Here is a 13,073-nt window from a genome sequence, read left to right as displayed (position 1 = left end):
TTATTATTAAAAAAAACGGTTATTCATTGAACAAATGATAGATTCGCCAGAATATAGCACATAAATTATATGCTAAATGATTAGATTTTTGATATGAATTAGTTTGTGTTTAAAGCTTTTTACTAAAACCTTACTTCGATATGTTTTTTATAAGATCAAGTTTTTTTGACCTTGAAAGCTGCTTTATATGCCATTCCCGGCTCATTGCCTCTTCCTTCGTTGCGAAAGCCTCTGAATATACAAGAACTACCGGCAATCTGGGTTTGGTATATTTTGCTCCTTTTCCGGCATTATGATCCGCGATTCGCTTTTCAAGATTATTTGTCCAGCCACAATACAGACTGCCATCTGCACATTCCACAATGTACGTATAATTCATTTATTGTATTCCTTACAGGAAGCATCTCTATAGCTTTCAGCGATAATGGAATATATTATTTCGCTTATACTCTTCCTACAATTTTGACTCCGGCGCCTTCAAGCTTTTTTAAAACTTTTTCATAAACCCTGTCATTTCGTACTCCCACACAGGACTTAACTATTTCTGCTTTATAACCCAGCTTTGCCGCATCAATTGCCGTCTTTGCTACGCATGAACTTCCATCTACTCCGACTATTTCAAGCTCAGTTGCCTTTAGCTGTTCCAATTTCTTAGTAAAATCCTTCGAAGAAAATGCACTTGGACTCTTTTTTTCAAATATCAGATCAGAAACGAGAAGAAGTTCATCAGAAAAATCATATCCTGCTCTATCTCCGGTCAACCCAATATTTTTTACATAAACTATAGATTCGTCTTCTTCTTCATGAGCACATTTTATTTTATCATTGATATTACAAATGAGCTCTTCATCATAGTGCCCCAGGTACTTCTCCTGCATATCTATAACGACTAATACTCTCATAAGTCCCCCTCTGACCTATTTGTTTCTTAATCAGTTACACTATAAACATATCACAAATAATGAAAAAATGTCCAAATTTGATTACTGTTTTTCGTAAAAAATGCAGATGTCTATTCTTTTATTAGTTATTTGCAAGTTTATTGATTTATTATTTTTGTAAATTTAATATACTTATATTCTTCTTTATTATGTCATATTATCGTATATTTTTAATATATATAATATATTTAATCATAGAAAATTACACATAATAATTTCTGAAATAATTTTTATTATGTATATTTATAATTTATATATTCAATTTTTAGTTATGTATTTTCAAACAACATTGGTTTTAAAAAACATCTCATTTATGTATTTAACAAATATATAATATATACGAAAAAGCAATGCATTTATCATAAATATATAATATATATTATATATTTTATTTACTTTTTAATTCTTATTTCACCTTAACACTATTTACTCCACATACCTACTTCATACTATCCGGGATCTTTTTTGAAATATTTGCTGAGACAATTGCTGAGATATTTGCTGAGATAATTTCCTGAATAAAAATGATAGAGTTAAATGCTTATGTAAATTTTGAAAACGTGCTAAAAATACTATGTTGCCATAATAATGTTAATTACTGAGTATGTTTTATAAGTATTATATATTGACAATATATTATCGTATTTCCAATATTGTATATATGTTATTTACGTTTTATGTTTTTTATTTTGTATATTATATATATCATTTATTAAATATAAAGCATCTGCACAAACTATAATTTTATAAATATAGTCTTTATATTATATACAGTAAATATATAATATATATCATTTATATTATTTAAGTCATTTAACATATCTAATATCTTTAATATATTTATAATATATTTTTTATTTATATTGTATTTATTATATTATTTATATACATAATACATCATTTATTTATTATATTTAGTATTTATTGTATTTACATTATTATTAGCATTTACTTTATATTTATTATTTACATTATATTTATTATTTACATTAAATACATTATTTACATAATTTATATTATATGTTTTTTATATAAATTATTTTTTCTATAGCATGTTATTTTTGTATATATTTATTTTACTATACAATATTAAATATATATTATTTATCAAATGTTTTTTGATATTATTTGATCTTTTAATCCAATATTACTTTTTTATATCTGGTAATTATTTTTATAAATATTGTATATTTAATATTCATTTTAATTTATGTTTTTTCTCTCATTAGAGTAAACCTTTTTTCAGGCCATATTCAAAAAAATAATAGTATAATTCCCAGGATTATTTCATCAAATATATATCGTAAATTCATTATTTATATTATTCTTTTTTATCTTATTCCTCATTTATAAATAAGGGCATAGTATATGACATATTGATATGTTTTAATGAATTTCGTATATTTAATTTGTTTCATGTATTTATTATTTATATAAAATAATTTATTGCTTAAATTATATAGTATATTTGTTATTTATATTATATTTAATTTATTATGTGAATTTCTTATATTATAATATATTTATTAAATTTTAAAATTACGATGATACGACTTGTAATCCTTAATAATAGTAAATTTTTTATTTACTTTAATAATCATAAGTCATTAGCTAAGTAATCATTATCTTTTTCGAATAGCACAGTAAATATGCGGAATAACATATTTTGTATTTTTCTTATTTATAAATTCAATGTCCCTTTTTTCATTTATATTTTGTATTTATTTTATTTACTTTATTTCTCTTATATATATAATATTCAATATTTATTATATACACATATGTGTTTACGTTTTTATCAAAATATGCTAATATAATATATGTATTTCTTATTTATTTTATATTCTATATTTACAATTACTATAAAATAATAAAAATCATAGATTATTGTTTTTCATCAGAAAAACAGGTAGCGGATAAGTCATAGTTTTACAAAAAAATCCATTTTGGATTCATAATTAAAAATATTTACTAACCTAAGGAGAACAAGAAAATGGCTATAACAATTGCACTAGCAAATCAGAAGGGCGGGGTAGGAAAAACAACCTCAACCGTAGAAATAGCAGCAGTATTAACAAAATTAGAGAAAAAGGTACTCACAATAGATTTTGATCAACAGTGTAACCTTACAAAAAATGCAGAAGCAGATAGAAATCTTCCTACAATTTTTGAAGTTTTTAAGGAAGAAGGCGTAGATCTTAATAAGGCAATCCAGAAAGTACCGGCAGGTTATGACCTGATAGCAGGTTCACCTTCAATGTCCAGAGCTGATAAGGAGTTTGAGGATGTACAGGATGCATATCTTCTTGCTGACTTAATTGAGGCTGTTGGTCCCGATTATGACTACATTCTTATAGATACAGCGCCTGCACGTAATAAGCTTCTTAATATGAGTTATCTCGCAGCTGATTATTTTATAATGTGCGTAGATTCAGGCGAAGATAGTATAGACGGAATCGATGCTATTACAACCGATATGATGAAATTCCATAAGCCTGGTAAACGTCAGCTATCAGAATCTAAGATCATGGGTGTAATCGTAACAAGATTTAGAGATACAAATATAGGAAAAGCCGTAATTGAAATCATTAACGATAAGATTGATAATGAGATTCCTTCAGACATAAAAACAGAAAATAAACCCTTTATAATGACCGTAAGAGAAGCAGCAGCAGTGGATGAATCAAAAATGATGCATAAACCTGTTCAGCAATACAAAAAGTCATCAACGCCTGCAATTGATTACAGAAACATTGTAGATGAGATTATAAGCAGAACAGAACAGGAGGACTAAGATAATGGCAGATAGAACAAATAAGTTTTTAACACATTATAAGCAGAGAAATAAGACAGCTACTGATGATTTTGTTGAACAGCTTTATGAAGAGCCTGAAATAACAGAAACAGAAGCAGAAAAAACTGTAGAAACTGTTACCGAAAATATAATGCCTGAACCTGTAGTAGAATCTTATGTTTCAGCACCTGCACCGGAGATACCTGCTAATCCACCTGTTAAAGAAAAAAAGAAAGTAGGTAGACCCAGAAAATCTGATGAAGAAAGAAGTATTTTTAATATTAAACTGTCAGTTTCTGAAAAAGAGCTTCTTACAGTAGCATCAGCTGCAAGAGGCAAAAGCAGAGTAGATTATATTGTTGATCTTATAAAAGCTGATTATGATAAAAATAAAGACTATTATGACACTGTAAGAAGAAATATATTTAACGATTAAGATAAGGAGCCTGCAACCACAGGCTCTTTTATTTATATAGGTTGTGTTTCTTAGTATTGTTTTATACAACATTTCTTTTAATTTAATTAATAAGCGATAAGGCCTTATAAATACTACATTTTCAAGTAAAGATATGACGTATTTGGGAAAAAGGTCTGACGAAAAAGGGTGGAAGTTGTGATGTAAAATGCCGTTAGTTCTGATGAAAAAGGGTAAATTTTTTATGACGTAAAAGGGAAGCAGCTTATGACTTAAATGGCGTAACTTCTGACCAAAAAGGGGTTTATATATGGTGTAAAAGGGAAGCAGATTAAAAACTTGTGATGTAAAAGGGAATAAAAGTTAGAAATGCCATAAATAAGGGAATTATAGGGATGAAATCAACGTAAATATTTAAGAAAAAAGCGGAAGATGTGACGTAAAAGGGAACAAAAAGGCAGGAACTTATGACGTAAAAAGGGACGTAATATTAACTTATAACGTAAAAGGGAACGCTTTTTATAAAGATAATACATAAATAATGATAAATCCGGATGAGACCAAGAAATAGTAGGTCCATCTTTTTTTATACAAAATATTGATTGAAAAAAAATGAAAAGAAATATATCCTGCATTAACTTATGACGTAAAAGGGAACGATAAAAGTTAACTTATGCCCTAAAAGGGAATATACAAATAAAGATATGACGTAAAAGGGAATATAAAACAATTAACTTCTGACCAAAAAGGGAATGATCAAATTATTGACTAAAACAGTATGACCGGATTGGTCAATGATGTGATTTACCCTAAAGCGTCACTTCTTTCTATATAAAAGTGAACATATGACGTTATTGGGTATAAGATATGAAATAAATAGGTGCAAGAAAAAAGTATGTTATAATAACTTGTGACGTTATGGGGAATAAGGTGTGAAGATTTAAGGTTGAAAAACACATAATTTTCACATATAATTTACTTGTATGAAAAGATTTGAAGTATTGGGGGAAAAATGGCTAAGAAAAAAGATGAATCATATGATCTTAGTATCCTGAAGGGCAGGCAGTATTCTAAATCTAACAGCCTGATAAATGCTAAGGGGACAACTTCACTTCTGGCTCAGAAGATATTTTCCGTAGGAATACAGCAGGCACAGCTTGATGATAGGACAGGGCAACTTGTCACTACTTTGCATGGCGGTGATCTTAGAAGAATATTTGGGAGCAAGGGCGGCTCATTTTATGAGCATATCAGAGATCTTGTAGAGCCTGAAAAGGAGAAGGCTTCTCTACTTGACTGGAGAATTATTTATACCAATGATCAGACTCAGGAACTGGAAGCATTGAATGTTGTTACGGACTGCAAGTTCAAGGACGGAATTCTTGAGATGCGTTATAACAACAGGATTACTGATCAGTTATATCAGCTAAAAGAGAATTATACAATGTTTTCACTTGAAGACACGATTCCCCTTAAGAGTATCTATAGCTACAGAATTTATGAGATATTGAAATCTGAGTTTGATAAGCAGAGCTATATTGCGCATAGAAGAGGAGAGAATCTGGATAATTCAGAGCCATATATTCTTGTAATTAATCTGACTGATTTGAAATTAAGGCTTGGAATTATCGACCCTAATGAAAACAAGGAGATATATAATGCGCTCAAAAAGTCCAATGTGGATTTTGAATATATAGAGCAGCTCTCTCAGGAATCTGCAGAGCGAAAGAAAGATAAAGGAACAAATAAGACCGGTAAACCCAAGTATAGTGTATTCAGTACATTTCGTAAAAATACTTTGGATAAGGCCAAGGAAGAGCTTGATAAATTAACAAGCATAAGATTTGAATACGAACCTATAAAATCGGGAAGAGGTGGACGTATTCATTCAATCAGATTCTTTATATATGATAAAAAGAAAACACGCATAGTGGAAGAGAAGAAGATAAGGGTTCTTTCTTCAGATGAAAAGGATAGCTTTATTGATCAGATCAGTGATATGATCTACGGCAATCTGAAGGTAAGGGATTTAAGAGCTATAGCAGAAGCTGCAGAATATGATCTGGATAAAGTCGAGAAAGCATGTAAAGTTTTGGAAGCTACCAACGGCAGAATTGACAATATTACAGGCTTTATGATCAAAGCTATCAAGGAAGGATATGAAGAACCTGTAAAAAGAGCGAAGAAAAACAGCTTTAATGAATTTACACAGAATTCATATGATTATGATTCAATGGAGGCTCAGCTTCTGGATAATTAAAAAGCTTGGCAAATTTATGTTATGTACAGGGACAGCGGAACAGGTTACAGCGAAATGGCTGCTGTAGTTGACGAAGACGGCACGGTTCGGTTCACTTTGGAGGATGCTCTTATAGGTTCTGAATTTGCTCTGGTAAGGGTGACAATTGCAGATAATTCCGCTAAATAAATTCAAGATAGGGATAAGAGCTGTCAGAGTAATCAGATGGTACTTATCCCTATTTCCGGAAGTAGTATGCTATAATGCAATGTACTGTTTTTGGAGAGAAGAAATGAAGGATTATTTAGCGGCCATCAGGAATGGTCAAAAACTGTCAGTAAAAGAACAGGTGCTTCTTATACTGAGGCTTAGTTTTCCTGCAATATTGGCGCAGGTTTCATCAATAATAATGCAATATATTGATGCATCCATGGTAGGACATCTCGGAGCAAATGCATCTGCCTCAATTGGGCTTGTATCAAGTACTACATGGCTTGTAGGTGGAATAATAACTGCTGCAGCAATGGGATTTTCCGTGTGTGTTGCGCATAGGATAGGCGCCAGGGATGAAAAAGGTGCCAGAGTCATTGTTAAATGGGGACTAATCAGCTGTCTGATATTCAGTCTTGTTATCATGGCTGCCGGAGTGGTGGTGAGTCCGTACTTACCTACATGGATGGGCGGAGAAGAGGCCATAAAAAAAGACGCGTCTTCATACTTTCTGATATTCGTGTTGTCAATTCCTGCAAGAGAGATGCTGTTTTCTTCACAGGGCATGATACAGTCCAGTGGAAATATTCGTGTACCAAGTATTCTGAATATCGTGATGTGTGCACTTGATGTTCTTTTTAATGCACTGCTTATTCCGTATTTTGGAGTGATGGGAGCTGCTCTTGGTACAGCTATTTCGTTTGTTATTATAGCAGTTGTTATGATGTACATCCTGCTATTCAGGTCACCTTCGCTGCATCTTTTTGGAAGAGAGGATAAGGAACAGGTTTCAATCGGAAGATTTTTGGAGAGCGAGCTGCCATTGGCTCTAAAAATAGCAATTCCTGTGGCAATTGATAATATAATCATGGGATTTGCTTATGTGGCTTTTACAAGGATTGTATCGCCATTTGGTACGGTTTCTGTAGCTGCCAATTCGTTTTCAATAACAGCTGAGAGTTTATGTTATATGCCAGGTTACGGTATAGGTGTAGCTGCTACCACTATAGTGGGGCAATGTATAGGTGCAAGAAGAAAAAAGCTTGCAAAAAGGCTCGGTTGGATGGCAGTAATCCTTGGAATGGGTATAATGGGTGTGAGCGGAGCTCTTATGTGGTTGTTTGCACCCTATATGATAGGAATATTGTCTCCGGATAAGCAGATACAAAGCCTTGGAACGCAGATCCTTAGAATAGAGGCTTTTGCAGAGCCGCTTTATGGAGCATCAATTGTTGCGGCAGGCGTATTCAGAGGAGCAGGTGAGACTCTTTTATCAAGTGTGCTTAACCTTATAAGCGTATGGGCAGTCAGAATTCCATTGGCATATTTTCTTGGTATGAGCTACGGGCTTAAAGGTGCATGGATAGCTATGTGCACAGAATTATGTGTCAGAGGATTACTCTTTTTGATTCGTCTGGTATTATGGAATCACAAGAAAAAATAAGTGCATCATAGAAATTATTTCCGATAGTGTAGCAACGAAAGGAATTAAGAAGATGACATTTAGCGAGAAAATAGATATAGCAGTAGATATAAAGGATTCAGGAGATTATAACTGCTCACAGTTCGTAGCGGCTGTGCTTGCGGATGAAACAGATTATTCAGAAGAGGAGCTTGCTAATGTTGCGGCAGGCTTTGGCGGTGGAATGGGTAATCTCGAGGCAACCTGTGGAGCTCTCATTGGAGTGGTTCTTGTAGCCGGCTTTAAGACCAAAGGAAATGGTACAGTCGAAGTGGCACGACGGATACAGGAGGAATTTGCCAAAAGGTGCGGAGCTATAAGATGCAGCGATCTTCAGAAAATTACAGATGGAAAACCATTATGCTCCTGTAAAGAATGTGCCAGAAATGCGCTTAAAATATATGGTGAAGTAATGGGTCTTAGTTGAATTTAGGTGTTGAAATATCTGTCTCCTTTGTAGTAGAATACACAATGCTGCGCTCAAAAAGCGCATGAATACATGTACTATAAAATGTAGGAGACGTCACTTATGACAAAAACTGAATTTTTAAACACTCTTTTAGCAGAGGGATTTACCTGTGAAAAGAGCGGAGCATATCCTTCTGTGGTATGTGATGCAAAGGATGTTAAGAAAACTGCCAAAAGAGTCAGGGATATCGCGAAAAAATCCGGTTATGATCAGTCCTTTGCAATAAGAAGCTATCGTGAGGGAATGGACCTTATAACCAAGGACGGAGCGGTAATAAAATCAATGCCAAGTTCTGATATTGCCACAGAAAATGAAGAGAATGTGGCAGAAATAGAGAGCCCTATCCCTATGATTGCTTCTGAAGGCGAAAGTGCCTGAGCATAGATAGCGACGCCGGAGAAATCCGGTTACAGATTGCCCTCACCCCATTTTTTCAGTTCAAGCAGAATGGGGATGAGGCTTTCAGCCTTCTTGGTGAGATTGTATTCAACTCTTACAGGCATCTCATCATACTGTTTTCGTTCGACCAGTCCGTCTCTTTCCAGTTCTTTTAATGAATTAGCCAGCATGGTGTTTGTGATTCCGTGTATAGCGCGGTTAAGTTCACCATAGCGAACCACTTCCTGTTTATCTATTACGCAAAGAATCATTATTTTCCACTTGCCACCAACAATATCTATAACTTTCTTTAAGCCGCAACCTTTTCCTGCAATATCTTCGCAAAGAGGCTCTCGCTTATTCTCAGAAATCTTTTTACCAGCCATAACACGCTTCCTTTCACATTACTCAGCTTTTTGATACCAGATAAATATTAACTGCGTACTTGATACGTTTTTTATACCACATATAATATGGCTATCGGCATACAAATTCAAGGAGTATTTTTAACAGACAGGAGATTTAAAAAATGAGAAGAGCTATTAATGATATTGATAGTTGCGTTGCCTGTGGCGTATGCGCAAAGGAGTGCCCCAGACAGGCAATAAGCATCTATAAGGGCTGCTATGCAGTAGTTGATGAGATGCTATGCGTAGGATGCGGGCTCTGTGAAAAGGCTTGTCCTGCCGGAACGATTAAGGTGTTTGATAAGGAGGTTAATTAAGATGAAAAAAGCAGGAAGAAGAAAGCATTGGTACGACTACCTGTGGATATGGTCAATAGTGTACTTTTCGCTTGGATTTTTCAACATCCTTTTTGCATGGCTGGGATTGATAGATTTTATATTGCCTTTGATTTTTGCAATAGCAGGCGGTAACAAATGGTTTTGTAACCATATGTGTGGAAGAGGGCAGCTATTCTGGGTTCTGGGCAGAAATTTGAAATGCTCACGCAGGAAACAGGCACCGGGCTGGCTCTCATCCAAGTGGTTCAGATATGGATTCCTTACATTTTTCATGACAATGTTTGGGACAATGATATTCCAGACTTATCTGGTGTTCTCAGGTGCGGAGTCTTTAAGGAAGGCAATAAAACTGTTTTGGACATTTAAAGTTCCGTGGAAATGGGCTTATAATGGAAGTGTGTTCCCGGATTGGGTGGCACAGTTTGGATTTGGATTTTACAGTCTGATGCTTACATCTACGCTTATAGGCCTGATAGTAATGGCATTGTATAAGGAGCGCACATGGTGTTCTTTTTGTCCGATGGGAACAATGACTCAGGGTATATGTAAACTTAAGGCGAAAGAGAGGAATAATTGATATGACAATCGAGGAAAGAGCAAACAAAGCAGTTGAATTAAAAATGTCAGGAATGTATAACTGTGCCCAGTCTGTGACTGTTGCACTTGCTGATGAGACAGAGCTTACGGAGGAGCAGCTAAAACAGCTGACTGCCGGATTCTGCGCCGGTATGGGCAATCTTGAAGCAACCTGCGGTGCTCTGATAGGTGCTGGTATGATAGCCGGGCTTAAAACAAAAGGAAAAGGTACTCTGGGCGTAACGCGTCAGATACAGGAAGAATTTGCCTCAAGATGTGGTGCCATAAGATGTAAAGACTTGAAGGCAGTTACTGATGGAAAGCCGCTGTGTCCCTGTGAAGAATGTGTCAGAAATGCGGTGCAGATTTACGGGGAAGTGCTTGGTTAATCCGGATTATTAAAAAAATTATGCAAATGCGCAAATAACCATGCTCTGATATTACCAGAGCTTATTGCTCCGGAGATTGAAGCTGCTGCATAGGCTGTCCGGTTGCTGCTTTTTCAAAGTGGTTATAAATAGCACTGATTCCAAAGCATAGAATTCCGGCTATGAGGTAGCTTAGGGCTTTCAAAACTGAGTTGTCAAAGTCTATGTCAATTACGATAAACTTAAAGACAAATGTCAGGGTGGTCAGCAAGCCGAAAATCCTGAGATCCTTAGCAAAATTCCTGATTTTGAAACCAATTGCAATGCAAATTACTGCAAATGTAATCATGATGATACTGATAATAAAGTTTGGAGTGTCGAATACCCACAGTGAGTGGAAAATAAGAGCTCCAAACTTTATTCCGGTATAGAGGTATTTTCCACGGCTTCCTTTGCCATTTATAGGGAGATTTACACATGCAAGTATGAAAATGATTAGCATGTAGAACACTTTTAAGGCAGCGCTGTCAATAGTTCTCATCGCGCCTGAACCTGAGAGCATGAGAAGGAGATTGACCACGTTCATGAGCGTATGAAGGGATTTGCCGTTGTCCTTGTCCTTTGTTTTGTAAAAACCTGTCAGAGAAAGAGCAAGGTTGATCAAAGCAATTGCTCCAAAGGTTGAAAAATTAATTATTTCATAATTGCTTATAAAATCCGGAAGATCTGAAATAAGTCTGCCTACTACAATGACACTGACTAAAAATGTGAGATAGCTCATAATCTTGAAGATCTGTGAGGTGTTAAACAGGTAACCTTCTACAACGAGTGCAGATAGTGATAGCAGAGCGGCAATGCTTGCAAATAAAAGGCCGGCGTCTATCTCATAGCCAAGAACCATGCAGATTGATACCAGAAACCATCCGGTTATTTTGAAAAAGTCATCTTTTTTTATAAATCCATAGATAGCAATTGCTGAATAGGCAATCATTACTATTCCGGATGTGAATATGAATTCTTCATTGATAGAGACGATCATGGCCGCAAGTATAAATAAAATGCCTGAAAAAATGGCATTTGCCACACATTCGGTTTCATTTACATTGTTGTATTTCCTATATGCGGTCAGTACTATGAAAACAATTGCCGGAATCAGAATTACAGCAAATGAGAATAACACAGGAAAATGAATAAATAAGTGCAGAATGAAATATGACAGGAGATAAGCCCCTGTGTTTACAGCTGATAAATATAAATTGCTCTTCTTATAGTTCATAATATCTGCAACTATATAGGCAAGAAAGCCCGCAAAGCTACAGAATACAGCGACAACGCCTACAATAAGCACCTCAGCGATTTTTCCGAAGTTAAAGGTAACAATCATTTGGAACAGGACAAGAGAAGCGATGCCTAAAATGCTTTGAACTGCTCTTTGACGTGCATTTTTCCAATACATGACCAGATAAGATGCGCTGATAATAACAACGTAAATAAGCATGGGGATGATAAGAGAACTATCCTCAAGCCCTATTGTAAACATGATAGATACCAGGTATCCAAGATTGCCGATTGAGAAAAAGAGCCAGTCATTTTTATTTTCCTTAAGAAAGAACAGCAGAATGGCCCAGACTGCAAGCAGGATATACATTACAAGGGAGCTTATGGCCTTAAAATGTATGCCTGTAACAAGTATTGACAGATAAATGCATGCTGATCCGCAGGCTAAAAGTGCTTTAAAAAAGGTGTTTTCAGGTTTGTTCTTGCTGAGAACAAAGCCTGTAGCTGTAAGCGCTATGCTGCCCGCGAACATGAGAATGATTTTTATGGTATCTGTGATGAAGGGCATTAAAAGCCTTGCAAATGTAATAAGTGCTATGAACACAAGAAGACTTGCAAGTGCCCCCATTAGAATCTTTCCAATCCAGGATTCGGTATTTATATTTGGTCTTGGAGCGGAAGGACGCTGAGCATTCTGATAAGAAACTTTTGTCTGTTGAATATTCCGGTAAGGAGCTTCCGGCTGTTGCGCATTTCGGTAAGAAGCTTCTGCATGCTGTACATTTTGGTAAGGAGCCTCTGCCTGTTGCATAATCCGGTTAGAAGCTGCGTTAGCTGCAGGTATAAAGGCACTTGTTGGCGCAGGGTTTTGTGCAGCCGTTTCGGGCGCATGAGAAGTCTCCATTCTGCTAATGCGTAGCTCTGCATTCTTAAGACCTGTTTCAAGATCTGTTACTTTGAGCTTTAATGCTGCAAGCTCTTTTTCAAGCTGTTCAACTTTTTCCATACTTTCCATTTTTCCCAAGATTCCCCTTTTGTTTCAAGATGAGCTAATGACTACATGATTATATAGCCTTCGCAGCGTTACGGATATTGTAACAACTTAGCAGGATATAAACAATATTAAAAACATACCCTAATAAAGACCTATACAGGAATCCAGCTTATAGAAATACTCACTCGATAGAGATTTTTTTAT

At 35.0% G+C, this 13,073-nt stretch carries 14 protein-coding genes; 10 read left to right on the top strand and 4 right to left on the bottom strand.

Going from position 1 to position 13,073, the window contains the following annotated elements; all coding sequences use genetic code 11:
- Positions 1 to 130: 130 nt before the first annotated feature.
- Together ACHCNF_RS16450 and ACHCNF_RS16445 are read right to left on the bottom strand one after the other, a co-directional pair.
- Entirely contained in the window at positions 131 to 379 is a 249-nt protein-coding gene (locus tag ACHCNF_RS16450; RefSeq protein WP_408072544.1) for a GIY-YIG nuclease family protein, read from the bottom strand.
- Positions 380 to 443: 64 nt separating this feature from the next.
- On the bottom strand, positions 444 to 902 hold the full coding sequence (locus ACHCNF_RS16445) for a cysteine hydrolase family protein (RefSeq protein ID WP_408072543.1): 459 nt from the start codon (positions 900 to 902) through the stop codon (positions 444 to 446).
- Positions 903 to 2,934: 2,032 nt separating this feature from the next.
- Between ACHCNF_RS16445 and ACHCNF_RS16440 the strand changes: the two genes are divergently transcribed.
- The 7 genes from ACHCNF_RS16440 (at position 2,935) to ACHCNF_RS16410 (ending at position 8,908) form a co-directional block, all read left to right on the top strand.
- Positions 2,935 to 3,735 carry a ParA family protein gene (locus ACHCNF_RS16440; protein WP_408072542.1) on the top strand — a complete coding sequence of 267 codons (801 nt, stop codon included), beginning with the start codon at positions 2,935 to 2,937 and terminating at the stop codon, positions 3,733 to 3,735.
- Positions 3,736 to 3,739: 4 nt separating this feature from the next.
- Entirely contained in the window at positions 3,740 to 4,171 is a 432-nt protein-coding gene (locus ACHCNF_RS16435; protein WP_408072541.1) for a hypothetical protein, read from the top strand.
- Between the two features lie 991 nt (positions 4,172 to 5,162).
- The gene (locus ACHCNF_RS16430) at positions 5,163 to 6,410 is read left to right on the top strand and encodes a replication initiation protein (RefSeq protein ID WP_408072540.1); all 1,248 of its coding nucleotides are present in this window, start codon (positions 5,163 to 5,165) and stop codon (positions 6,408 to 6,410) included.
- 21 nt (positions 6,411 to 6,431) lie between these two features.
- On the top strand, positions 6,432 to 6,578 hold the full coding sequence (locus ACHCNF_RS16425) for a hypothetical protein (protein ID WP_408072539.1): 147 nt from the start codon (positions 6,432 to 6,434) through the stop codon (positions 6,576 to 6,578).
- A gap of 103 nt (positions 6,579 to 6,681) precedes the next feature.
- Positions 6,682 to 8,043 (top strand): MATE family efflux transporter, encoded by a 1,362-nt coding sequence (locus tag ACHCNF_RS16420; protein ID WP_408072538.1) that lies wholly within the window; start codon positions 6,682 to 6,684, stop codon positions 8,041 to 8,043.
- A 52-nt stretch (positions 8,044 to 8,095) separates the two neighbouring features.
- Entirely contained in the window at positions 8,096 to 8,488 is a 393-nt protein-coding gene (locus ACHCNF_RS16415; protein ID WP_408072537.1) for a C-GCAxxG-C-C family protein, read from the top strand.
- A 102-nt stretch (positions 8,489 to 8,590) separates the two neighbouring features.
- Positions 8,591 to 8,908, top strand: coding sequence for a hypothetical protein (locus ACHCNF_RS16410; RefSeq protein ID WP_408072536.1), 318 nt, complete (start codon positions 8,591 to 8,593; stop codon positions 8,906 to 8,908).
- Between the two features lie 29 nt (positions 8,909 to 8,937).
- Here the strand turns inward: ACHCNF_RS16410 and ACHCNF_RS16405 are convergent, their stop codons facing one another.
- Entirely contained in the window at positions 8,938 to 9,294 is a 357-nt protein-coding gene (locus ACHCNF_RS16405) for a winged helix-turn-helix transcriptional regulator (protein WP_408072535.1), read from the bottom strand.
- A 143-nt stretch (positions 9,295 to 9,437) separates the two neighbouring features.
- Here ACHCNF_RS16405 and ACHCNF_RS16400 point away from each other — a divergent pair, with 143 nt between their 5' ends.
- The 3 genes from ACHCNF_RS16400 to ACHCNF_RS16390 are packed head-to-tail and all read left to right on the top strand — an operon-like array spanning position 9,438 to position 10,618.
- On the top strand, positions 9,438 to 9,632 hold the full coding sequence (locus ACHCNF_RS16400; RefSeq protein WP_408072534.1) for a 4Fe-4S binding protein: 195 nt from the start codon (positions 9,438 to 9,440) through the stop codon (positions 9,630 to 9,632).
- A gap of 1 nt (position 9,633) precedes the next feature.
- The gene (locus ACHCNF_RS16395) at positions 9,634 to 10,230 is read left to right on the top strand and encodes a 4Fe-4S binding protein (RefSeq protein ID WP_408072533.1); all 597 of its coding nucleotides are present in this window, start codon (positions 9,634 to 9,636) and stop codon (positions 10,228 to 10,230) included.
- 1 nt (position 10,231) lies between these two features.
- Positions 10,232 to 10,618, top strand: a complete 387-nt coding sequence (locus tag ACHCNF_RS16390) for a C-GCAxxG-C-C family protein (protein ID WP_408072532.1) — start codon at positions 10,232 to 10,234, stop codon at positions 10,616 to 10,618.
- A gap of 61 nt (positions 10,619 to 10,679) precedes the next feature.
- Here ACHCNF_RS16390 and ACHCNF_RS16385 read toward each other — a convergent pair whose 3' ends face one another.
- Positions 10,680 to 12,881 carry a DUF2339 domain-containing protein gene (locus tag ACHCNF_RS16385; RefSeq protein WP_408072531.1) on the bottom strand — a complete coding sequence of 734 codons (2,202 nt, stop codon included), beginning with the start codon at positions 12,879 to 12,881 and terminating at the stop codon, positions 10,680 to 10,682.
- Positions 12,882 to 13,073: the final 192 nt, after the last annotated feature.

Origin of the sequence: Butyrivibrio sp. NATIVEDY162 (genome assembly GCF_045999815.1) — a bacterium.
Classification (GTDB): domain Bacteria; phylum Bacillota; class Clostridia; order Lachnospirales; family Lachnospiraceae; genus Butyrivibrio.
Note: the sequence above shows the minus strand (reverse complement) of the source record. Positions and strands in the feature narration are given on the sequence as shown.